Source organism: Myroides phaeus (assembly GCF_900099675.1).
GTDB lineage: Bacteria > Bacteroidota > Bacteroidia > Flavobacteriales > Flavobacteriaceae > Flavobacterium > Flavobacterium phaeum.
Map to the genome: position 1 here is coordinate 41816 of NZ_FNDQ01000001.1, position 23541 is coordinate 65356.

The following is a 23541-nucleotide window of genomic DNA, read 5'->3' on the forward strand; positions in this document are numbered from 1 at the left end:
AGTTTAACTTTCACTCGTCTTAATAAAGGACTCTACCTCCATAATTTCTATTTTTTTTGACTTGGCAAAAGTAGAAGATTAACCCCCTGATGGCTATTAGAAAGCTTTTAGAAAAAAATTAGAATCTTATTAGAATTCTATAAAAACAAAAAAAGACACTCTGTTGAAGAGTGCCTTAATATAGCTTAAAAGTGATTTAAATTGTAATTGTAAACGTTGTTCCTTTGTTTACTTGTGATTGTACATCTATTACCCCTTGATGTAACCCTATAATTTTATGAGTTAAAGAAAGTCCTATTCCATTACCTTCAATGAGTTTGCCATTTTCTCCCCGATAAAAAGGGGTAAAAATATGATCCAAATCTTCCCTACTCATTCCTATGCCATTATCTGAAACTACTATTCTTAACTTATTTTCAATATTTGAAATAGATATTTTACATTGTTGATCTTTAGAAAACTTACACGCATTTTCCAACAAATTCATTATAGCAACCTCTAATAAGTAACTATTCCCATTAATAGAAACCATCTCTTCACTGTCAATATTTTCATCAATGATAAAATTAAACTTATACGTTGGATTACTTTTTTGTAATTTCTGACAAGCATCTAAAACAACCTCATCCATTCGAACTGATTTAAAAACAATCTCTGTTGGATCATAACTGGCCTTTGCAAAATCAAGTAAACTATTCGATAATCGAACAATCTTTTTAGAGTCTGCTAAGGCATTTTCGATTGTTCTTACATAAGCATCTGCCTTCTGTTCTTTTACCAAGGCTAATTCAAGTTCTGCTATTATTGCCGCTAAAGGTGTACGCAACTCGTGAGATATATTAGAAACAAACTGTTTTTGAGCATCAAACGACCTTTCTAAACGATCCAACATTACATTAAAGTTATTCGCTAAAGCTCCTAATTCATCTTTGTTCTTTTCTGTACTTATGCGAAGATCTAAATTCGTAGCTGTTATATTATTAACCTCTTTATTCATTACTTTAATTGGTAATAATACACGATCAGCAAATAATCCTCCACAGATATAAATAACAATTAACGACACAATAGTTAACAAGGTAATGGTCAAAAACAAGTTGTGCATTTTTACATAACCATATTCATCTAAAGCTGTTGCTGTTAGTACATAGTCCTTACCATTATAAGAATAAACCATACCAATAACTTGCCAATCACCTTGAAAATAATGTACTCTCTTCTGAGACACTATTTTGTCTATCATTGACTTCGTTTCTTTTACCCTATCAATCTCTTCTGCATCGTGATATAACAAATTAAAGTCTAAGTCATAAATTGCAACCTCAACTTCATTGATAACTTCACTGTTAAAACGATAAATCTTATGTAAGGTTGAAGGATTAACTTCTGCTTCAAAAAAAAGCTTCGCCTTTGTAATTCCTTCTTTTTCTAAAACTTCGAAAAACTCTACTTCTCTATTTTTGGAAGAAGACCAATAAACAACAGCTACAAAGACTAAAAGTATTGTAGCTACTAACAGAGTAAACCATAAAGTAAGTTTTCCTTTAATTTTCATTGCCTTTTAAGATAAACCCCATACCTGACTTAGTATGAATAATTTTATTAGTCGGATCTGTTTCTATTTTCTTGCGTAAATAGTTAATATAAACATCAATAAAGTTCGTTCCTGTATCAAAATGAGTATCCCAAACTTTCTCTGATATTTCAGTTCTTGACAAAACTCTCTCTGGATTCTCCATCATATATTGGAGTAAATTAAACTCTTTAGGTGTAAGATGAATATCAACACCTCCGCGTTTAAAAGACTTCTCATTTAGATCTAACTCCAAGTCAGCATACTTCAACACATTTGATTCTGCTGTTTGTAAATGCTCAAAACGCTTTAACAAGGCTCTTATTCGAACATATAGCTCTCTTATCTCAAATGGTTTTACTAAATAATCATCTGCTCCAGCATCAAATCCCTCTACTTTATCATCCGTTGTTCCTAAAGCTGTCAACATTATTATTGGTATTTGAGGTAATTCTCTTTTAATGTCCTTACACAAATCTATCCCGTTAATTTTAGGAAGGATTACATCTGTAATAATAAGACAATACTCTTTTTGCAAAGCTAATTTCTTTCCCATATAGCCATCATAGGCTAAGTCAACTTCAAAACTTTGCTCTTCAAGACTGCGACGCAATAATTCTGCAACGCGTAAATCATCTTCTATAACTAATATCTTATTCAAAACCAGAAATTTTTTTCGTGACACAAGTTAACTCTTTTTTTAAAAAACCCTTAAGAATTAACCTTATACCATAAAAAAATCGCTCAAGCTATAATGTAGCTTGAGCGATAACAGAAATAATAAAAACTTTACTTGCTGCCACCTAATAATAAAATCTCGGCAACATCAATTTCGGTAACATAGCGCTTATTACCATCTTTATCTTCAAAACTACGGTTAACTAGCTTACCTTCTACAGCAATCTCCCTCCCTTTATCAACAAACTTTTCAACAATTTCTGCTCGCTTTCCCCAAACAACTATATCATGCCATTGTGTTGTCTCTATTCTATCTCCTTTTTCATTATATGAAACCTCATTAATTGCAATGGAGAAAAAAGCCCTTTTTCTATTTTCGCCATAAACTTTAACTTCAGGTGTTTGTCCAACACGCCCGATTAATTGAACCCGATTTTTTAGTGAACTCATAATTTTTTGGTTTTGTTAATTTTAGAATATCATTTTTATTAATCAACAGAACCTACATCAAAAATAACACCCCTTTTTAACAAATATTTGAATGTTAATATATTTTCTTTAATTATATTGCTTTTGTATAATTTGTACATTACAAAAAAAAGTAAATATGGAAACTACTATCAATAAAGTAGAGTTAAGAACTTTACAAATTGACGATTATCTCGAATTAAAGAAATCTATGTTAGAGTCTTATAAAGGACTGGAAGATTCTTATTGGAATAAAGATGAAATCGAGCAATTATTAAAAGTTTTTCCAGAAGGACAATTAGTTGTATTAGTTGACGGTGTTGTTGTTGGCTCAGCTTTATCACTAATCATTGATGAAAAGCAGGCTATGTCTGCCCATACGTATGATCAGATCACCGGATTCTCAACTTTCAATACTCATAATCCTGAAGGAAGTGTTTTATATGGGATTGACGTATTCATACATCCTAAATATAGAGGTTTAAGACTTGGAAGACGTTTATATGACGCAAGGAAAGAAATGTGTGAACAATTGAACTTAAAGTCAATTATTTTTGCAGGACGTATTCCTACTTACTCTAAATATGCTGCAGAATTAACGCCTAAACAATATTTAGACAAGGTTAGAAAAAAAGAAATACACGACCCTGTAATGTCTTTCCAGTTGGCAAATGATTTCCACATGGTTCGTTTAATGCGTAATTATTTAGAAGGAGATGTCAGTTCTAAAGAATATGCTGTTTTATTAGAATGGAATAATATCTATTACGAGAAAGATGTACAGTTAATTAATGCTAAGAAAAGTGTTATTAGACTGGGGCTTATTCAATGGCAAATGAGACCATTTAATGACCTACAAGAATTCTTTGATCAAGCAGAGTTCTTTATTAATGCTGTTTCTGATTACGAAAGTGATTTTGCTATGTTCCCAGAGCTTTTCACGGCTCCGCTAATGGCAGACTACAATCACTTATCTGAAGCTGATGCTATCCGCGAATTAGCTCGTTATACTGATGACATTAGAAAGAAATTCCAAGAGTTTGCTATTTCTTATAACATCAATATCATCACAGGTAGTATGCCTTATCTAATCGATGGTACTCTATACAATGTAGGGTTCTTATGTAAAAGAGATGGTACATACGAAATGTATGCTAAAATACATATTACTCCAAACGAAGTACACCATTGGGGAATGACAGGTGGTTCTAAAATTCAAACTTTTGATACTGATTGTGGTAAAATTGGTATTATGATTTGTTATGATGTTGAATTCCCTGAACTCTCTCGTTTACTTTCTGATCAAGGAATGGACATCCTTTTCGTTCCTTTCTTAACAGATACACAGAATGGTTATACGCGTGTAAGGAACTGTGCTGCTGCAAGAGCTATTGAAAATGAGTGTTATGTTGCTATTGCAGGTTGTGTTGGTAACTTACCTAAAGTAAACAACATGGACATACAGTTTGCTCAAGCTGCAGTATTAACTCCTTCTGACTTTGCTTTCCCTACAAATGGAGTAAAAGCTGAAGCAACACCTAATACAGAAATGACGTTAATCGTGGATGTGGATGTGGATTTACTTAAAGAATTACATGAGCATGGAAGTGTAAAAATTAAAAAAGACAGACGTTTAGATCTTTACCAAATCAATAAGTTAAAATAACTTCATTATTTTTAAAGTAAAAGAACCGGATTAAGATAATTCCTAATCCGGTTTTTTATGTCCAAACACTTTATTGCATTTACTTTTTAGTAAATATCTTCTATTCTCAAGAATAATCGTGAAAAAACAAAGAGAATACTTCTACCTTTAAACACATAACTATTATATTTACAGCTGTTTAAAATTTGGCAGGAAACTTGTCAACACTAATCCTCACTAAAAATATCACTTCATGAGAAAAATACTTATAATCTCTTCTTTATTTATGGCTGCTCTTGTGATGGGTAGTTGTTATAAAGACGAAGAGTTAGATACGAATGCGGATATTCTTGAAGCTTATATTCCTTCAGAATATTTAAAAACAGATCCTATTATAACGAATACATCGATTGAATTTAAAGTCAAATCCAACACTGACTTGAGAAAACAATCTCCTTTTTTCATTATATCTCCTAATGCAACTATGGATCCTCCTAATGGCACAACAAGGGACTTTAGTAATGCTCAGAAAGTTACAATTACAGCACAAGACCCAACTTGGAAAAAAACATATTTAGTGAGTTTTACTACTGATGAATTAAGTACAAGCTACACATTCAACAATGCAGAACTAACAAATAATAATCGATACTATCGTTTTTTTGAATACGGCTCTAATGGAGAAAAAATATATGATTGGGATAGTGGTAACGCTGGTTATGTAACAATCGCTGGAAATCTTCCTCCTGAAAGTTATCCTACAACTACTGCTCCTGGTAGAAATGGTGGTCTTGCTGTTAACATGCAAACAGTTTATACCTCACCAATAGCAGAGTTTACAAAGAGCCCTATTGCTGCAGGAAACCTTTTCATTGGAAGTTTTCAATTTGCAGGAATATCCAGACCTCTTAAATCGACTCGTTTTGGACTACCTTATGAAGGAGATATGCCAAAATCTTTAAGAGGTTTCTTTAAATATAAAGCTGGAGATGTCGTTACTGATAAATATTTTAACCCTGTAACTGGTAAAAAAGATTACTTTGATATTTATGCTATCTTATTTGAAAGTCGTGATAAAGAAAATTATTTAGATGGTACTCATAAGTTTAAAGATCCAAGAAATGTAGCTATCGCCCGTGTACCGCAAGAACAACGCATAGAAACAGATAAATGGACTGAATTTGAGGTTCCGTTCGAATTTGTAAATGGTAAAAAATTTGATCCTACAAAAAGCTATGTTCTCGCTATTGTTATGACATCCAGCATTGAAGGTGATGAGTTTACTGGTGCAATAGGAAGTACCTTGATTGTTGATGAAATTGAACTTGTTTACGACAATAAATAAAATACAATGAAAAATATTAAACTATATATCGCGTTGCTGGCAAGTTCTATTTTTTTAACAATACAACCTGCTTTAGCTCAAGAAGAACAACAACAGCTTTCAAATTTTAAAGCGTTCTTTGATAAGAATATCACATACCAAGTTCGTGCTCAATTTAGTATCGGAGGAAGTAGTCCGCTGGGAATGCCTGCACAAATTAGAGAAATAAACAGCTATAACCCTACATTACAAATTGGTTTAGAAGCTAATACTACCAAGTGGTTTACAGACCAACAAAAATGGGGAATACGTACTGGAATTCGTTTTGAAGGGAGAGGAATGAAAACCGATGCAAGGGTAAAAAACTATTACACACAAATTGATGAAGATCACGGTAAACAGACAAAAGGTTATTTTACTGGAAATGTAAAAACAAATATGAAAAACTCTTATGTTACTTTTCCAGTACTTGTAGTATTTAATGCCACTGAAAACTGGAACGTGTATGGAGGTTTTTACTTCTCTGGATTGATTGACAAAGATTTTAATGGATATGTTTATGATGGAGTATTAAGAGAAGGAACCCCTATTGGGGATATTGTTCCTTTTGAAGATGAAGACAAAGGGTATTACAACTTCTCTAACAACTTAAATAGGTTTCAGTGGGGAACTCAGTTGGGAGGTGAGTATAAAATGAACAAACATTTTAAACTATTTGCTGATCTAAACTGGGGGCTTAATCCTCTTTTTGAAAATAGCTTTGATGCTATTTCTTTTTCAATGTATAACATTTACCTAAATATGGGCTTCGGTTATACGTTCTAACTCAAATTCATTTAACACAATACCAACAAGGGATTAAGTATTTTGCTTAGTCCCTTGTTCGTTTATTCTTATTTTTTTAGGTATTTAATAATGTTTCTGAACTTGTTTCACAATAAAACCTCAATAAAACCAACACTCATAAGGTTTGAATTATTGATTCCCTACTGATATTTATCAATTCATTAATAATACATATCTTTTTACGAAAACTGCCTATCATTTTAAAAGCCGTACCTTTGCGAACTTTATTTCTCTATACAAATTTGAGTAGAGAATAATTTTTTTATAAAACAAAAACTAACATAATAAAAACCCATGAGAAAAAACTACTTAATTTTTTCCCTATTAACACTAATAGGAATTATGCTAACTTCTTGTATTAAAGAGGAAGCAGCTGATCAAAGAGCTGATATTTTAGCTGCTACTTTTGAAAATCAAAAAGAATTTTTGCTAACTGACCCTATCATTGAAAACGAATCTGTTGTATTCAGATTAAAACAAAACAATGATAATATGACTTTTGCTCCTAAGTTCACACTTACTCCTGGTGCTACTATCGTCCCTGCAAATGGTTCTATACATGATTTTTCTAAAGAAGCCGTAACATACACTGTAACTTCTGAAAGTGGGCAATGGGAAAAAACATATACTGTTTCTTTTATTAGAAGTGATTTCCCTACTTACTTTTCAATGGACAACTATCGTTTAGCAAACAATAAAGATAACTTACCTTATAGTCCTGATGGTGTATTCAAATATGACGTCTACACAGAATTCTTAGAATATTTACCTGGTACTGATGGAAAGCTAAACCCTATTTGGGCAAGCGGTAACTCTGGTTTTTCAATAATGCCTGCAAGTACTTTAAAACTAACTAACCCAAGTGGATACCCTACAACTGTTACTTTGGATGGTTACAAAAAAAGTGGCGTATTATTACAAACTATATTAACTGGTTTAGATCATAGTATGTCTGGGTTCTTAAAAATGCCTGGTATTGCTGCTGGAAATATCTTTGCTGGTAGTTTTAAATTAGAAATATTCTCTCCTGCAAAATCACCAAAATTTGGTATTCCTTATAATACAAAACAAAAACCTGCTGCTATAAAAGGTTATTATAAATACAAAGCAGGTGATTTCTTTGGTAATAAAAACGAATTTGCTTTAAAAGACTTAGATAAAGATACTTGGGATGGTTATGCTATTCTTTTTGAAAAAACAGAAAAAAATAACTTCTTAGCAGGCGATCATAATTTCAAAAGTGATAAAATGGTAATGGTTGCAAGAGTAGATTCAAACTTATACTCTGAAACTGATACTTGGACTGCTTTTGAAGCTCCTTTTAAACTTCTTGAAGGAAAAACCTTCGATTCAACGAAAGAATATATGATTGCCATTGTATTTACGTCAAGCATTCAAGGTGGTGATTTTAGAGGTGCTATTGGTAGTACACTTTATATTGATGAAGTAGAATTAATTCTTGAAGACAACTAATTCTAAATCCTAACAAACTTTTATAATGAAATATATTTATATAGCAATTTTCGCACTTATTTCTTCAGTTGGTTTTGCGCAAACAGCTGAAGAAAAAACAGTTGAATTAACTACTGAAAATACAAATGCTTTTGTCAACTTCTTCAAAGATAATATGGACTACCAAGTTCGTGCTCAATTTAGTATTGGAGGAGCAAGTCCTTTAGGATTACCAAGAGAAATTAGAACACTTGATAGCTACAACCCAACCCTTCAATTAGGTTTAGAAGCTAATGCTACTAAATGGATTACAGAAGACCAAAAATGGGGTGTACGTGTTGGAGTTCGTTTTGAAGGTAAAGGAATGAAAACAAGAGCAAGAGTAAAAGATTACTTAACTCGTATTGAACAAGACAATACCGAATTAACAGGTTACTACAATGGACGTGTTTACACTCACGTTAAAAATACTTATGTTACTTTCCCCGTGTCTGCTGTTTATAAAATAAACCAAAAATGGAATGTTTACGGAGGTATATACTTATCAGGATTAATTGATAAAAACTTTGATGGATATGTTTCTGATGGTCAATTCAGAAAAGACACACCTACCGGTGAAGCAATTAACTTTGAAGGAGATGCAAGAGCTCCTTATGACTTTTCTAAAGAAATAAATAAATTCCAATGGGGAACACAAGTTGGTGGTGAATGGAAAATGAATAATCATTTTAAACTATTTGCCGATATGACTTATGGTTTCAATGGTGTACTTGATAAAGACTTTGAGGCAATCTCTTTCTCAATGCACAACATTTACTTAAACTTAGGTTTTGGATATAAATTCTAACACCAAAATATAACCAATGAAAAAGGCTTGCAATTGCAAGCCTTTTTTATGTTTTACTGTTTCTTATTTCACTAATACTTGATCTGCTACCTTAGTAGTACCATCTATCTCTTCTGTGATTTCTAATCCAAGAATCTTAGCTATTAATGGATATACATCTACATTTTCAAATGTTGCAATCTTCTCTCCTTTTTTAATTTGAGGTCCTGAAGCAATAAAAATAGCATGCATCTCTTTAACTGTATTTGGATCAAAACCATGACTTCCAGCTAACTTTCTATTTGTAAAGTAATAAGGTGGTTCTGCTGTAATAACAATATCTCCTACTCTACCAAAACGATCATTGTCTCCTCCAAAATTAAACTCTTTTGGTAAGTCTGCTTTCTTAAATACTTTCATCAACTTACTATCAGCCGCTTTCTGAATTTTTTTATACCATTTATTGATGTCTTTCTTATTGTTTACAAAAACACTCATATAAGTTCCATTACTAACTAAAGTAAGCTCATCTTTCTCTACTTTCATTGGAAACTGCAATAGCGTTTCTTGATCTAACGCAAGCATTCCGTGATCAGAAACAACAACAAAGTTCACAGGTAAACCTGTTTTACTAACCTCTGCAACTAATTTCTCAATTGATCGATCTGCATATTGTACTGCTTCTTCTGTTTCTTTTGCATCCGGACCGTACGTATGCCCAGCGTGATCTACTTCTGGTAAATAGAAAGTAATGAAGTGTGGTCGTTTTTCTTCTGGTAAACTCAACCATTTTACTACTTCTGCAATACGGGTGTCCATTTCAAACTTCTCCGAATAACCGTAATAATAGGAAGGATATGTATCTTTAATTGGAGCCTCTGAACCTGGCCAATAATAACAAGCACTCATCATCCCTTGTTGTTCTGCTAAAACCCATAATGGAGTACCTCCGTACCAAGCTGGATTGTGAACTGCTTTATAGTTTCTTAGCGAATAACGCTCTTCAATCTTTGGATCAAAAATATTATTCCCTACTAAACCATGGTGCGCTGGATACAAACCAGTAGCAATTGTATAATGATTTGGAAAAGTAACTGACGGATAAGATGGTTGCATTGACTCCGCTCTAACTCCTTCTTCTCCCAATTTCTTTAAAAACTTACTATTAAATTTTTCAATATAATCATATCTAAAGCCATCAATGGAAATTAAGATTACATAAGGCTTATCAAATTGCTTTGGATCATTCTTACGATTTTCTGTAACAATTTGTTTTTCTGTTTCTTGTGCATTTGCTGTTGAGAAAACCCCTCCTACAAATGAAAACAAGACTAAGGATAAAAGTAATTTTTTCATGTTGTTTTGTATTTCGTAATCAAATATCTATAGATAAATTTATCCATACAAAGTAATTGCTTATTTTTATAACTATTTTAAAACAATAGCCTTTATTATGAAACAAATAAGCATTCTTGGATGTGGTTGGTTAGGAACACCATTAGCCGAGCAATTACTTAAAAGAGACTACGTGATTAAAGGGTCTACTACAAGTCTTTCTAAAATGAATATGTTAGAAGACTTAAATATTAAACCATATCATATTGATATTTACCACAATAACTTAGAATATATAGATTACTTTCTTAAAGGGTCTGATTTATTAATCATTACCATACCGCCTATTAGAGAAGAAACGGAACCTTCTTATGCTGATAACTTCAAAAAGTTAGTTCCGTACATTAAAAAACACAACATCAAACAAGTAATTATGATGAGTTCTGTTTCTATTTATGCTCCTTCTAATGAAGTTATTACGGAGTTATATAATTCTTACTCTAATGAGCCTACTGCTAAACAAATTAGAGACGCAGAAAGTGTTTTACTTTGTGATCCAAGTATCAATGCTTGTATCTTAAGATTAGGTGGTTTATTCAGTGCAGACAGAAAACCTGTAAACTACATTGCTAAAAGAGAATTTTTAGACAATCCTGACTTGCCAATTAATATGATTCACCTTGATGATATATTAGCTTTTTCAATGGCAATTATAGAAAAGGGATTTAACTCGAATTGCATTTACAACATCGTATCTCCTAATTACGAAAGCAGAAAAGATTATTACTTAAAAGAAGCTGAAAAACACAATATTACTCTTCCTCCTTTTGGTGAAAATAATTGGGATACTCGCCGTAAAATATCCGGCCAAAAAATAAGTGAGTTTACCAACATAGATTATAAATACTAAATCACATCTCTTCTTTTGATTCTGAAATTAGCAAAGACTCTTTTGTTGTGTTTTACATTAATTTAACGCCTATTTTTCAGTATCTTGTAAGAAGTATGAAAGCTATTCATTATGAAGAAGATATTATTCCCAACTGATTATTCAGAAACAGCAAATAACGCTTTTAAATATGCTTTACAATTAGCGGATTATAGCAATGCTGAATTATATGTATTACACGTTTATGACCCTCCTGTAATTTCAGGTGGTATTAGTCCGCATCTTGTGGATAATGTTATTAAAAAAAATGACTTTGAGAAACTTGAACAACTTCACGCCAATAGTCCTACGTTAATTGCCCTAAGAAAAGAGCTTAATTTAGAACACGTAGAGGTGTTCTTTAAAGTGAAAGAAGGACTGCTAATTCCTGAAATTCAAAATGCTATTCTTGAAAACAATATTGATTTTATTGTAATGGGAACGGATGGAATTAATGCAAGTTTTCACAAAAAAATATTAGGTTCAAATACGGTGAATACAATCTCTAAAGTTGATATTCCTGTGCTGAGTATTCCTAAAGAAGCAGAATTTAAAAACATTGAAAACATTGTTTTTACAACTCGTTTAGAAGAAGAGGAAGAAGAAACATTAGAGGACTTAATTGAAGCAGCAAACAAGCTAAATGCAAAGGTAAAATGTGTTTACGTAAGTACGAAGAAGAAGCCTGCTTGTGATGCGGTTTACAACAAATGGAAAGAAAAGTACAAAAATGAACCTGTTTCCTTCCACCTTTTTAATACAGATAAGATTGAAAAGGTACTATTTGATTTTATTACAAGTGAAAAAGTAGATATGGTAGCTACTGTAAAGCAAAATAAAAGCTTTTTAGAGCGAGTTCTCTCAAAAAGCATAACACAACACCTTGCTAAACATTTAAAGGTGCCTTTCTTTGCTTATAAAGCGAAAAAGAAATAAAAAAGGGAGCTGATGCTCCCTTTTTTATTTTTATCTAATTGTAACTCTTGAATTAGTCCAATACCATCTCAGGCACATCTCCTTCAATAATTAATTTTACTTCTGTTGCTTTAATAATATCTTCAACTGTCACACCTGGAGCGCGTTCTAACAATTTAATCCCTTCTGATGTTACTTCAAGAACGGCTAATTCAGTTACTATTTTCTTCACACATTTTACTCCTGTTAAGGGTAAGCTACATTCTTTAAGAATCTTTGACTCCCCTTTCTTGTTTACGTGCATCATTGCTACGATGATATTCTCTGCTGAAGCAACTAAATCCATTGCTCCTCCCATTCCCTTCACCATTTTACCTGGAATCTTCCAATTGGCAATATCTCCTTGCTCAGAAACCTCCATAGCACCTAATATAGTCAAGTCTACGTGCTTTCCTCTAATCATACCAAAACTTGTAGCTGAGTCAAAAAAAGATGCTCCTGCTAAGCTTGTAATCGTTTGTTTTCCGGCATTGATTAAATCTGCATCTTCTTCTCCTTCAAAAGGAAAAGGTCCCATTCCTAAAATACCATTCTCACTTTGAAACTCAACATTCATTCCTTCTGGAACATAATTAGCTACTAATGTTGGAATACCAATTCCTAAGTTTACATAAAAACCATCTTGTAACTCTTTTGCTATGCGCTTTGCGATACCTACTTTATCTAACATAATACTAATTTAAAGGTGAATTAATTTTTTGTGCGAACTGTACGTTGTTCAATTCTCTTCTCGTATTTCTCTCCTTGAAAAATACGCTTAACAAAAATTCCAGGAACGTGAATCTCATTAGGATCCAACTCTCCAGCTGGCACAAGCTCTTCAACTTCTGCTACTGTAATTTTTCCTGCACCTGCCATACAAGCATTAAAATTTCTTGCTGTCCCTTTAAATATTAAGTTACCTGCTTCATCACCTTTCCACGCTTTTACTATTGCAAAATCTGCCTCAAATGCGTGTTCTAATATATGTGGTTTTCCATTAAAATCACGAACTTCTTTTCCTTCTGCAACCTCCGTTCCAAACCCTGCTGGTGTATAAAATGCTGGAATACCCATTTGTGCTGCTCTACACTTTTCAGCTAATGTTCCTTGTGGAGTTAATTCTACATCTAACTCCCCTGATAGCATTTGTCTTTCAAACTCTGCATTTTCTCCTACATAAGAAGAAATCATTTTCTTAATCTGATGTTTTTGTAACAATAGCCCTAATCCAAAATTATCCACTCCTGCATTGTTAGAAATACACGTTAAACCAGTAACATTTTTTCTGACTAATTCAGCAATAGAATTCTCTGGTATCCCACAAAGTCCAAAACCACCAAGCATGATGGTCATATCATCTTTTATATCTGCTAACGCCTCTTGAACGTTTGCTACTTTTTTATTAATCATAGTTTCTTGGTTTTAGAATAGGCACCTAAAATACAAAAAAAAACGCCTTTAAAAAAAGGCGTTTTTCTATATTAAAAATCAAATTCATCAGTGGATGTTTCTCCTCCTTCAACTTGATCATCAGTCTCTGGTTGAACTACTTTTGTACAATCAACTCGAATTGACAAGTTTTCTGGTACTTTAAATCCTTCTTTCGAAACGTGTAATGTTTTATCAGCATAACACTTATTCATAAAGATACCCCAGATTGGTAAAGCTAATGTAGCTCCTTGTCCGTAGGTCATTGTTCTAAAGTGAGCCGCTCTATCGTCATTTCCAACCCAAACTCCTGTCGCTAAATCAGGAACCATACCGATAAACCATCCATCACTGTTATTCTGACTCGTTCCAGTTTTACCAGCAATAGGGTTCGTAAACTTATATGGGTGACCAGTTACTCGTTTGTATCCTGCTCCTTGCCAAGTTGTACGCAAACGTACACCTGATCCAGATTCTGTTACTCCTTCCAGTAATTTGATAATTGCATAGGCAACATCTTTACTTAAGACATCTCTTGTTTCCGGAATAGCATTAAACAAAATAACACCGTTTTTATCTTCAATACGCGTAATAAATGTAGGCTTAATATAAACACCTTGATTAGCAAAAGTACTATAAGCCGCAACCATATCACTTACTGTAATATCAACGGCTCCTAAAGCAATTGCAGGACTTTGTGGAATATCCGCAGAAACTCCTAAATCTCTTGTCATATCAATAACCGCTTTTGGACCTACTTTATCCATCAACTTAGCTGTAACTGTATTTACAGATCCAGCAAGTGCTTGTTTCAACGTCATAATTCCTCTATACGAACGATTAGAGTTTTGTGGACTCCAATCCTTGCTAATTCCATGACGTCCTTTAGGCATTGTAAAAGGTGAGTCAATAATAGAGTCACAAGGCGAATAGTGCAGTTGTTCTATTGCTGTAGCATATACAAACGGTTTAAATACAGAACCTACTTGTCTTGCTCCTTGACCTACGTGGTCATATTGGAAGTGCTTATAGTTAATACCTCCAACCCAAGCTTTGATATGTCCTGTTTGAGGTTCCATTGCCATCATACCCGCTTGTAAGAAATGCTTGTAATATAAAATTGAATCACGAGGCGTCATAACAGTATCTCTTTCACCCTTCCAAGAGAATACGCGCATTTTTGTTTTTACTTCAAATGAACTTAGTATCTCTTTTTCAGATTTACCCTGTGCCGCCATCTGTCTCCATCTCTCTGAAGACTTCATTGCACGTCTGATGATACCATCGTACTCTGATTGATTAATCTTATAGAATGGAGCCATTTTATTGTTCTTTTGATCAATAAAGAACTCCTCTTGCAAGTTTGAAATATGTGCTTCGACAGCTTGCTCAGCATATTTTTGCATACGTGAGTCAATAGAAACATAAATTTTTAAACCATCTCTATAAATATCATACGTTTTCCCGTCTTTCTTAGGGTTCTCTTTTACCCAACGACGCATATAATCACGAAGATATTCACGGAAATAAGTTGCTAAACCTGCTTTATGACTTTCTGGTGTAAAGTTTAAAGCTAATGGTTTCTCTTGTAAAGTAGCACTCTCTTCTTGTGTAATAAAGCCATTTCTGGCCATTTGATGAAGTACAACATTTCTACGTTTTTGTACTAATTCTGGTCTTCGAACAGGATTGAAATAAGCAGGGTTTTGCAACATCCCTACAAACATAGCTGCTTCATCTATTGATAAATCTTTAGGCTCTTTTCCTAAATAAACACGCGTTGCCGAACGTATTCCAACTGCATTATTAACAAAATCTGCTTTGTTTAAATACATCGTTAAGATCTCCTCTTTCGTATACTGTCTTTCTAATTGGATAGCGATAACCCATTCCTTACCCTTTTGCATAATACGCTTAGGTAGGCTACGAGATCCTTCTCCGTGAAACAATAACTTGGCTAACTGCTGTGTTATTGTACTGGCTCCTCCACTACTTCCTACTGAAGTAACTGCACGTAACGTACCTCTTGCATCAATACCTGAATGCGTTCTAAATCGCTCATCTTCAGTTGAAATCAATGCATTAACTAAATAATCTGGTAAATCTTCATATTTAACTGGTACTCGGTTTTCTAAATAGAACTTACCAATCGTTTTTCCATCAGAAGAAATTACTTCTGTAGCAACATTACTTGCTGGATTTTCTAAGTCATCAAAGGTTGGCATTGGGCCAAAAACCCCCCAAGATGCACATAAGAAAAAGAAAACTACCGCGGCAATACCACCTAAAAATAGTAACCAAAAAGCTTTTACATACCCTTTATAGCTGGTAGCTTGCTTTTTTTCTTTTGTGTTTTGTTGTTTTGTACTCATAAAGTATGACTAACTTCTTCCTTTTTATTCGCTTTTTTCAATTCGGAATCCAACTTCTGAAATCCCGTCTAAGGCATCTACGCCTTCTATTTGACCAAGTTCTCTAACAACTTGCTCTAATGTAAACTTATAATTTCCAGACTCAGGAAATTTATACCCTTCTTTCAACCACAGTTTGCTTTCTTTTATATCCGCAAATCCAGTTCCTAATAACGTGCCATCTGGCTTAGCCATTTGAAACTGAAGTGTATCTACTACAATATCATTATTAGGCTGATATGTTTTTAATATCACAAAAATATTGCTAAATGGATAATCCTTATTAGCGCGAAGATTCATATACAGATCATAGTCTTGAACTGTATCTTTTACTTCATAAACGAATGCTTTTACATCTTCTTTTGTCCAACGACCTTCTGTTCCTTGATATTGATCAAAAACAACATTAGGGTTTTGTTGACAAGATACCATAGTCAGACATAAAACACTCAATAGCAATAAATAATTACTAATTTTCAGCATTTGAATTATTACTTGACGGATTGTTATTTCTTGGTTTTTTATTTCTATTAGGGCGGTTAACTCTTGGCGTTTTCACTTCCTTATTTGCATTATTTGAACCAGTTGATTCTTTTGCAATTGGCTGATTATTACCTTCTTTAACCCTCTCCTTATTTGTATTCGTATTTGGACGTTCTGTTTTGTTTTTTACACGAGGACGTTGCGGTTTTGGACCTCTTCCCTCTTTGTCATTAGTTCTAACAGGTCTTTCCTTTTGCTCAACAGCATTCTCTTTTTTAGGTCCTCTTCCTTCCTCTTGTCCTTTTGGTTTTTTATTACGCGTTGGTCTCTTCTTTCTTTTTGGTTGATCAAAACGAGTTACACTATCGTGTTCTGCTGCAACTTCAAAATCAGTTGTTTCAACCTCAATCTCACTCATATAGCTTTCTAACTCTAACCCTTTTTCATCGCGTTTATTTAAAGCTAAAATTTCCTTTACATGACTTGTATCTAACACATACCAGTTTGCAGAGTTATTGATATAAGCAAACCACATCTGCCCTTTAAAAATATCTATTTTCTGACAAATTGCTAATCCTTTTACAGTCATTAATTTAGTATCTGAATCTGGCATATCTTTCAATGCTTCCAAATACGTATCTAACTCAAAATTCAAACAACATTTTAACTTACCACATTGTCCTGCAAGCTTTTGCGGATTTAATGATAACTGTTGGTAACGAGCTGCAGATGTATTAACACTTCTAAAATCTGTTAACCAAGTTGAACAACACAATTCTCTACCACAAGATCCTACTCCTCCTAAACGAGCTGCTTCTTGTCTGAATCCTACTTGTTTCATCTCGATACGAATACTAAACTCGCGAGCGAAATCCTTAATTAACTGTCTAAAGTCTACACGCTCACTTGCTGTATAGTAAAAAGTTGCTTTTGAAGCATCTCCTTGAAACTCAACATCTGAGATTTTCATCTCTAAGTTTAAAGCAATTGCCATTTCACGAGCGCGCACTTTTACTTTCTCTTCTCTTGCCCTCGCTTCTTGCCAAATATCAATGTCTTTTTGTGTTGCTTTTCTATAAATTTTTAAGATTTCACCATTGGGATCAGCTTTCTTTTTCTTCATTTGAACTTTTACAAGTTCTCCTGCTAATGAAACAATTCCAATATCATGTCCAGGCGAAGACTCTGTCGCTACAATATCTCCAATGCTAACGGTAAGTTCTTTTGGATAGCGATAAAAATCCTTACGTCCGTTTTTAAAACGTACTTCAACTATATCATAAATCTCGGTTCCAGTAGGATAAACCATATTGGATAACCAATCAAATACTGCTAATTTATTACAGCTGTCTGTTCCGCACGTTCCATTATTTTGACATCCTCTCGGGGTCCCATTACTATCTTTTCCTGTTGAACAATTTGTACAAGCCATCTATTTTTTTTTATATATTGATCTCTATAAAGAGAGTTATTTTAAATTTTACTCGCTGTAAAGATACTATTTTTACAAGTTCCTTTTAGAATTTTTTATTCTACTACACGATAACCGCTTTCACCACACTTCCCATTTACTTAACTTTCATTAAAACAAATATTTACTATTTCTTTTAATATCCATTTTTCTATATCCTAATGCAAAAATGATTGCGAAATTAATAGTTTTACCTACTACGTACTTTTTTGCCATTTAATGGTTTTATTCTACTATTTATCAAAAGATAACCTTGCATACAACATCGCACTTCTTTAATTAATTACTCTGTAAACTATGGGGTATAAAACACAGTCTTCACCAGTGATTTTACTCGCCAACAACGTACTGCTAAACGATAAAAAACAAATTTAATTGCTTTGCACTTCCTTGAAATAACTGTACAGTACAAAACAGGATTATCAACTATAACTGTACAGCTATAGTAGGACGAGACAAATATTTTCTTAATCATATCAAGAGTGCTTGTATAGTGTATGTATAGTGTTTGTATAATGCTTGTATACTTTCTATGTAAAATCATACAAGCATTATACATAAATAGTAGATAAAATATACAAACTCCCTTGATATGATTATATAAAAATTGACAAATGGTTTTAAAGGTACTTATTTCCTAATTTGTCATTTCTTCAATTGTTCAATTCCTGACAGTATTCTCGATTATTAAAGTCCGATAATACATTCTTTATTCGCTTTTACTTTGAATTAGTTACCAAACCTGCATCTATTTTTTGTCTATGACATATTCTAATTCCAACTTATATATTAGCTGTTAACTTACTGTACTGCTTTTGTTTTTTGTACATTTGAAAACTAAATTTAGTATATGTCAACGGATACAATTGGAATATTGGGTGCAATACCTCAGGAAGTAAATGGTATTATCAACCAACTTATAGACAGTAAAGTACACACCATTGGTAATCGTACTTATTACGAAGGAAAATTAGGGCAACAAAGAGTCGTTGTTGTTTATTCAAGAATAGGAAAAGTAGCGGCGGCGGCAACAGTTGCAACGTTATTGTTAGAATTTAGGGTTTCAAAAATTGCCTTTATTGGTGTTGCTGGAGGAATTCACCCTGATGTAAAGGTTGGAGATGTTGTTATTGCAACTAATTTAGTTCAATATGATATGGATGCTTCTCCTTTACGCCCTAAGTTTGAAATTCCACTTTTAGGTAAAACTTACTTTGATACAGACGAACAGTGGTCTAAAAACACAGAAAAACAAGTGCAGTCAATTCTGGCAATAGACAATTTACACAAGGTAGTTAATAAAGAAGATCTTGCTCCGTTTAGTATTGAACAACCAAGAGTACATATGGGTACAATTGCGAGTGGAGACCAATTCTTTTCAACGAATGAGCAGAAAGAAAATCTGCAAAAACAATTACCAGAAGTGTTGTGTGTGGAAATGGAAGGGGCTGCAGTAGCACAAGTTTGTTTTGAGTTTGGAGTGCCTTTTATTGTAATCAGAACAATATCTGACAATGCAAACCAAGAAGCAAGCTTTAGTTTTCAATCTTTTGTCGAAAAAATATCACTTGTTTACGGTAGAGAAATCATAAATAAAATGTTTGCATAAAGTAAAAAGGCCAGTACTACAAAAGTAGCACTGGCCTTTTTTATTTATTTAAATGGCTATTACTTAGCCTCTCTAATCAAGTAAATGTAAACTGGGAAGTGATCACTAAATCCAGGAACACCATTAGTGTTTCTTAAAGGATATCCTTTGTACTGTCCCGTAGGCTGAACCATAAATGGTTTTTTATAAATTCTTGCTTTCCAAAAACTCCAAGAATCGTAGTTGTCATTTAAGTAAGGTTCTGTTACGATCATTTGGTCAAAAATATCCCAAGCATCTCTATAAGCTAAAGTACCTAAACCGTCTTTTGCCATTTTCTCCATTGGATTAAATAATCCACCTTTCTTAACGTCTTTCTTATTCGCTTCAGTTTTAAGCACCTTTTTCATACTGTTATTATATGGTCCATCATTCATATCTCCCATTGTAATAACCTTTGCTTGTGGATTAACTTTATATAAAGAATCGATAATCTGTTTATTTAAAGCTGCAGCTGCTTCACGCAACGGGCTACTTCTCTTTTCACCACCTACTCTTGAAGGCCAGTGATTAACGATGAAGTGTACCTCTTCTCCGTCTAATAATCCGCTTACTAATAATTGGTCACGTGTATAAATTCTCGCTCCTAATTCTCCTGTCTCTCTATTGATCTTTTTCATATCATAGATATACAAAGGATGTGCTGTAGAACTTGTTGGTTTAAAGTGTTTTTTAGAATACAATAATCCAACATCAATACCACGTCTATCCGGAGAATCATAATGCTCAATTCCATAATCACCTGGTAGCATTTGTGGATCTCTTACAAGGTCCTCCAATACTGCTCTATTTTCAACTTCGGCAACTCCGATAATTGCAGGCATTTTAGTATTTTCATCAGTTCCTATTTGAGACATAACTCTTGCTAAGTTACTGATTTTCTGCTTGTATTTTTTAGAAGTCCAAGTTTGATCACCTGTTGGAGTCCATTCTTCATCATAGATTTTTGGATCTCTAATAGTGTCAAATAAGTTCTCGCAGTTGTAGAATGCGATTGTTTGAATTTCGTATTTTTTTTCCTGTGCTTGAGCCGCTAACCCCAAGAAAATAAGGAATAAAAATAGGTTGTGAAGTTTGATGTTCATGACCGTGTTAAGTTTAAGTAAAGTACTGCTTATTTCTTGAAACAAAAGTAGTTAATATTATTTTAAAAACATACCTTTGTGAAAGAAATAAGCGACTAGCTTTTTTTTAACATAGCACTTTAATCATTTTTAATTTATGAAGAAACTTTTATTTAGTTTGTTCTTTGTGTTACAAGTAGTTATTACTTACGCACAAGGAGTTCAGGAAATTAAAGGGAAAGTAGTTGACGCCAAATCTAATACACCAATTAACGCGGTGTTAGCAAGAATTGAGGCAACTAACATTTCTACTTTAACAAACAATGAAGGAATCTTTGTCCTGGAAGATGTTAAAACTGGTGATCACCAAATCGTAGTAACGTATGTAGGTTACTTGACGAAAAGATTACCTGTTACAATCGGATCGCAAGATGTCGATTTAGGAACGATCTACCTTGATGAAGATTTAGCTACTACAGCACAAATGGGGTTAATCACTTTGACTGAAAACGACTTAGGTGATGACAACTCAGGATCAGAAACATCTTCTGGTTTATTGCAGGCTACTAAAGACCCTTTCCAACAAGCAGCAGCTTACAATTGGGGAGGAGCATTCTTTAAAGTACGTGGCTTAGACAATGAATATGGAAGAACTCTGATTAATGGAGTTGTAATGAACAAAATTAATGACGGACGTCCTCAGTTCGGAAACTGGGGTGGCTTGAATGATGCTACAAGAAACCAAGTGTTCTCTGCAGGTTCAACTCCTTCTGATCACACTTTTGGTGGTATTTTAGGTACACAATCAATTACTACAAGAGCTTCTCACATTAGAAAAGGAGCTAAAGCAGGATTCTCTGGTTCAAATACAAACTATAATTGGAGACCATTTGCTACTTATTCATCTGGAATGGACAGAAATGGATGGGCTTATGTAGTTTCTGCTACTTATCGTGGAGCTAAAGAAGGTTTTGTAGATGGTACTAACTATGACGCATTATCTTTATTTGCTGCTGTTGAGAAAAAATTCAACGATAACCACAGCTTGAACTTCTCAGCTATCTACGCTAAAAACAAAAGAGGTAAAAACTCTCCTGTAACGGACGAGCAAGTTGCTTTAAAAGACTACAAATATAACTCTTACTGGGGTTACCAAAATGGAGATAAGAGAAACTCGCGCTACAAAGACGTAGAAGAGCCTATCTTTATGTTAACTCACTATTGGACTATTGACGATAAAAATACGTTAACAACTACTGCTGCTTACCAATTTGGTCATATTGCTAATAGTCGTTTAGGTTACCAAAATAACTTAAACCCAGACCCTACTTACTATAAGTTTATGCCAAGTTACTACTACAACCAAATTGATCCGTCATACTGGTCTATGAGTAGCGCAGATTTTGAAAATACAAATATTGAATTCCAAAATACTACTAATGCTTTCTTATACCAAGCTCACGATGCTGAAGAAGCTTTTAGAAATAATGGTCAAATAGATTGGGAAAATATCTATAAAACAAATGGAAACTTTGGAGGTAGAAGTAAAATAGTTCTTTACGAAGATAGACAAGAGGATAAAACTTTCCACTTCAATACTAATTTCAAATCTCAATTAAACGACCACACTACTTTTGATGCTGGTATTAATTATAGAAGATTGAAATCAACTAACTTTAAGAAAATGGTTGACCTTTTAGGAGGATCATACTATGAAGATATTGATACTTATCAACCAATTGACATCCAAGATAGCGACTACAACAATAAAGATAGAAGAGTTTATAATAAAGATAAATTTGGATATAACTACAATGTATTTGCTGATGTAGTAAATGTATTTACACAATTTACTTTTGACTTTGATAAAGTTGACTTCTATTTAGCTCAAAATATTGGATATACACGTTATGAAAGAGAGGGATTATACAGAAACCCTGTATATATGAACAACTCTTATGGTAAAAGTGGGGCTATCGACTTTAATAACTTCGGTTTTAAAGGGGGTGCTACTTACCACATTACTGGACGTCACGCTTTAAATATGAACGTAGCTTATTATAACCAAGCTCCTACTATTAGAAATACTTATTCAAATATTAGAGTTAATAACTTAGTAACTAAAGATCTTACGAATGAAGATGTATTCAGTATTGATGCAAGCTACATCGTTAGAACTCCAAAGTTAAAAGCTAAGGTTTCTGGTTATTTATCTGAAATTAAAAACGGAACACAAATTAACTTCTACTACGCAGACGGTGTTGGAATTGTAGATGCTAATGGAGATTACCTTTCTTCAACTGGTGGTGCTTTCGTTTCTGAAATCTTGACTGGTGTAAACAAACGTAACTTAGGGGTAGAGCTTGGTGCTGAATACCAATTGACTCAAACTTTAAAAGCTACTGCTGCTGCTGCTATAGGTCAATCTTTCTATACTAATAATCCAAATATTAAACTAAACTCAGATAACGTTGCTCAAACTTTTGATTACGGTCAATCGTATATGAAAAATGTAAAATACGGTAATGGTCCACAAACAGCATTATCATTAGGTTTAGAATATAGAGACCCAAGTTTCTGGTGGGTTGGAGCAAATATCAACTACTTTGACAATGCCTTTACTAACGTATCTGCATTAAGAAGAACGGATAACTTTGTTAAAGATCCTGCTAATCCTGGACACCCGTTTGCTGATTTAACAGAAGAGAAATTACACTCTATCTTAAAGCAAGAGAAATTAAATGATTTTACATTAGTTAATATTACTGGAGGAAAATCTTGGAGATTACCTAATAGAAATATCATTGGACTTAATGCAAGTATCAACAACGTATTTAACAAACATTACAAAACTGGAGGTTTCGAACAAGCTAGAAACGCTAACTACGAAAGAGAAATTAAAAACACAAGTAGTGGAGTAAATACTTTCGGAAATAAATACTTCTACGGATTTGGACGTAACTTCTTTGTAAGTGTGTATTACAACTTCTAATTAGAAAACATT

At 33.4% G+C, this 23541-nt stretch carries 19 protein-coding genes; 9 read left to right on the plus strand and 10 right to left on the minus strand.

The genetic code is table 11. The annotated features are described in order from the left end of the window. Positions 1-196 precede the first annotated feature (196 nt). The 3 genes from BLT46_RS00160 to BLT46_RS00170 all read right to left on the minus strand — a co-directional run bounded on the left by BLT46_RS00160 (position 197) and on the right by BLT46_RS00170 (position 2701). Positions 197-1555: a HAMP domain-containing sensor histidine kinase gene (locus BLT46_RS00160; RefSeq protein WP_090404354.1), complete on the minus strand. Its 1359-nt coding sequence runs from the start codon at positions 1553-1555 to the stop codon at positions 197-199. Further along, positions 1545-2234: a response regulator transcription factor gene (locus BLT46_RS00165; protein WP_090404358.1), complete on the minus strand. Its 690-nt coding sequence runs from the start codon at positions 2232-2234 to the stop codon at positions 1545-1547. Before BLT46_RS00165 ends, BLT46_RS00160 begins: the two co-directional genes overlap by 11 nt. A 128-nt stretch (positions 2235-2362) precedes the next feature. Further along, positions 2363-2701: a single-stranded DNA-binding protein gene (locus BLT46_RS00170; RefSeq protein ID WP_090404362.1), complete on the minus strand. Its 339-nt coding sequence runs from the start codon at positions 2699-2701 to the stop codon at positions 2363-2365. 157 nt (positions 2702-2858) lie between these two features. Between BLT46_RS00170 and BLT46_RS00175 the strand changes: the two genes are divergently transcribed. The 5 genes from BLT46_RS00175 (at position 2859) to BLT46_RS00195 (ending at position 8833) form a co-directional block, all read left to right on the plus strand. After that, complete coding sequence (locus BLT46_RS00175) at positions 2859-4385, plus strand: bifunctional GNAT family N-acetyltransferase/carbon-nitrogen hydrolase family protein (protein ID WP_090404364.1); 1527 nt, start codon at positions 2859-2861, stop codon at positions 4383-4385. A 232-nt stretch (positions 4386-4617) separates the two neighbouring features. Beyond that, positions 4618-5709 carry a PCMD domain-containing protein gene (locus tag BLT46_RS00180; RefSeq protein WP_245722914.1) on the plus strand — a complete coding sequence of 364 codons (1092 nt, stop codon included), beginning with the start codon at positions 4618-4620 and terminating at the stop codon, positions 5707-5709. Between the two features lie 6 nt (positions 5710-5715). Then, positions 5716-6513: a porin family protein gene (locus BLT46_RS00185; protein ID WP_090404370.1), complete on the plus strand. Its 798-nt coding sequence runs from the start codon at positions 5716-5718 to the stop codon at positions 6511-6513. A 315-nt stretch (positions 6514-6828) separates the two neighbouring features. Continuing rightward, entirely contained in the window at positions 6829-8007 is a 1179-nt protein-coding gene (locus BLT46_RS00190; protein WP_090404373.1) for a PCMD domain-containing protein, read from the plus strand. A gap of 25 nt (positions 8008-8032) precedes the next feature. Beyond that, complete coding sequence (locus BLT46_RS00195; protein WP_090404376.1) at positions 8033-8833, plus strand: porin family protein; 801 nt, start codon at positions 8033-8035, stop codon at positions 8831-8833. Between the two features lie 63 nt (positions 8834-8896). Here the strand turns inward: BLT46_RS00195 and BLT46_RS00200 are convergent, their stop codons facing one another. Next, positions 8897-10168 (minus strand): alkaline phosphatase family protein, encoded by a 1272-nt coding sequence (locus tag BLT46_RS00200; RefSeq protein ID WP_090404379.1) that lies wholly within the window; start codon positions 10166-10168, stop codon positions 8897-8899. A 97-nt stretch (positions 10169-10265) separates the two neighbouring features. On the opposite strand from BLT46_RS00200, the gene BLT46_RS00205 reads away from it, so the two are divergent. Continuing rightward, positions 10266-11057 (plus strand): NAD(P)H-binding protein, encoded by a 792-nt coding sequence (locus BLT46_RS00205; RefSeq protein ID WP_090404383.1) that lies wholly within the window; start codon positions 10266-10268, stop codon positions 11055-11057. Positions 11058-11168: 111 nt separating this feature from the next. Then, positions 11169-12011, plus strand: coding sequence for a universal stress protein (locus tag BLT46_RS00210; RefSeq protein WP_090404386.1), 843 nt, complete (start codon positions 11169-11171; stop codon positions 12009-12011). 52 nt (positions 12012-12063) lie between these two features. On the opposite strand, the gene BLT46_RS00215 is transcribed toward BLT46_RS00210, so the two are convergent. From BLT46_RS00215 to ricT, 5 genes are all read right to left on the minus strand, one after another. After that, complete coding sequence (locus BLT46_RS00215; protein WP_090404389.1) at positions 12064-12720, minus strand: CoA transferase subunit B; 657 nt, start codon at positions 12718-12720, stop codon at positions 12064-12066. Positions 12721-12740: 20 nt separating this feature from the next. Beyond that, positions 12741-13442, minus strand: a complete 702-nt coding sequence (locus tag BLT46_RS00220; RefSeq protein WP_090404392.1) for a CoA transferase subunit A — start codon at positions 13440-13442, stop codon at positions 12741-12743. Between the two features lie 71 nt (positions 13443-13513). Then, on the minus strand, positions 13514-15832 hold the full coding sequence (locus BLT46_RS00225; protein ID WP_090404395.1) for a penicillin-binding protein 1A: 2319 nt from the start codon (positions 15830-15832) through the stop codon (positions 13514-13516). A 24-nt stretch (positions 15833-15856) separates the two neighbouring features. Then, positions 15857-16354 carry a gliding motility lipoprotein GldH gene (locus tag BLT46_RS00230; RefSeq protein WP_090404398.1) on the minus strand — a complete coding sequence of 166 codons (498 nt, stop codon included), beginning with the start codon at positions 16352-16354 and terminating at the stop codon, positions 15857-15859. Beyond that, a complete protein-coding gene (gene ricT / locus BLT46_RS00235) occupies positions 16341-17786 on the minus strand; it encodes a PSP1 domain-containing protein (protein WP_090404403.1) in 1446 nt (481 codons plus the stop codon). The genes BLT46_RS00230 and ricT overlap by 14 nt, the downstream gene beginning before the upstream one ends. Before the next feature lie 889 nt (positions 17787-18675). Here ricT and BLT46_RS00240 point away from each other — a divergent pair. Beyond that, positions 18676-19434 (plus strand): 5'-methylthioadenosine/adenosylhomocysteine nucleosidase, encoded by a 759-nt coding sequence (locus BLT46_RS00240; protein ID WP_090404406.1) that lies wholly within the window; start codon positions 18676-18678, stop codon positions 19432-19434. 59 nt (positions 19435-19493) lie between these two features. On the opposite strand, the gene BLT46_RS00245 is transcribed toward BLT46_RS00240, so the two are convergent. Beyond that, positions 19494-20558, minus strand: coding sequence for an endonuclease/exonuclease/phosphatase family protein (locus BLT46_RS00245; protein WP_090404409.1), 1065 nt, complete (start codon positions 20556-20558; stop codon positions 19494-19496). A gap of 136 nt (positions 20559-20694) precedes the next feature. Between BLT46_RS00245 and BLT46_RS00250 the strand changes: the two genes are divergently transcribed. Next, positions 20695-23529, plus strand: coding sequence for a carboxypeptidase-like regulatory domain-containing protein (locus BLT46_RS00250; RefSeq protein ID WP_090404412.1), 2835 nt, complete (start codon positions 20695-20697; stop codon positions 23527-23529). The last annotated feature ends 12 nt before the right edge of the window (positions 23530-23541 follow it).

Coding starts and splice junctions, on each gene's coding strand:
- BLT46_RS00205 (WP_090404383.1), top strand. CDS start 10,266: ATGAAACAAATAAGCATTCTTGGATGTGGTTGGTTAGGAACACCATTA.
- BLT46_RS00210 (WP_090404386.1), top strand. CDS start 11,169: ATGAAGAAGATATTATTCCCAACTGATTATTCAGAAACAGCAAATAAC.
- BLT46_RS00225 (WP_090404395.1), bottom strand. CDS start 15,832: ATGAGTACAAAACAACAAAACACAAAAGAAAAAAAGCAAGCTACCAGC.
- ricT (WP_090404403.1), bottom strand. CDS start 17,786: ATGGCTTGTACAAATTGTTCAACAGGAAAAGATAGTAATGGGACCCCG.
- BLT46_RS00245 (WP_090404409.1), bottom strand. CDS start 20,558: ATGAACATCAAACTTCACAACCTATTTTTATTCCTTATTTTCTTGGGG.
- BLT46_RS00195 (WP_090404376.1), top strand. CDS start 8,033: ATGAAATATATTTATATAGCAATTTTCGCACTTATTTCTTCAGTTGGT.
- BLT46_RS00175 (WP_090404364.1), top strand. CDS start 2,859: ATGGAAACTACTATCAATAAAGTAGAGTTAAGAACTTTACAAATTGAC.
- BLT46_RS00250 (WP_090404412.1), top strand. CDS start 20,695: ATGAAGAAACTTTTATTTAGTTTGTTCTTTGTGTTACAAGTAGTTATT.
- BLT46_RS00170 (WP_090404362.1), bottom strand. CDS start 2,701: ATGAGTTCACTAAAAAATCGGGTTCAATTAATCGGGCGTGTTGGACAA.
- BLT46_RS00220 (WP_090404392.1), bottom strand. CDS start 13,442: ATGATTAATAAAAAAGTAGCAAACGTTCAAGAGGCGTTAGCAGATATA.
- BLT46_RS00215 (WP_090404389.1), bottom strand. CDS start 12,720: ATGTTAGATAAAGTAGGTATCGCAAAGCGCATAGCAAAAGAGTTACAA.
- BLT46_RS00185 (WP_090404370.1), top strand. CDS start 5,716: ATGAAAAATATTAAACTATATATCGCGTTGCTGGCAAGTTCTATTTTT.
- BLT46_RS00230 (WP_090404398.1), bottom strand. CDS start 16,354: ATGCTGAAAATTAGTAATTATTTATTGCTATTGAGTGTTTTATGTCTG.
- BLT46_RS00160 (WP_090404354.1), bottom strand. CDS start 1,555: ATGAAAATTAAAGGAAAACTTACTTTATGGTTTACTCTGTTAGTAGCT.
- BLT46_RS00180 (WP_245722914.1), top strand. CDS start 4,618: ATGAGAAAAATACTTATAATCTCTTCTTTATTTATGGCTGCTCTTGTG.
- BLT46_RS00190 (WP_090404373.1), top strand. CDS start 6,829: ATGAGAAAAAACTACTTAATTTTTTCCCTATTAACACTAATAGGAATT.
- BLT46_RS00200 (WP_090404379.1), bottom strand. CDS start 10,168: ATGAAAAAATTACTTTTATCCTTAGTCTTGTTTTCATTTGTAGGAGGG.
- BLT46_RS00240 (WP_090404406.1), top strand. CDS start 18,676: ATGTCAACGGATACAATTGGAATATTGGGTGCAATACCTCAGGAAGTA.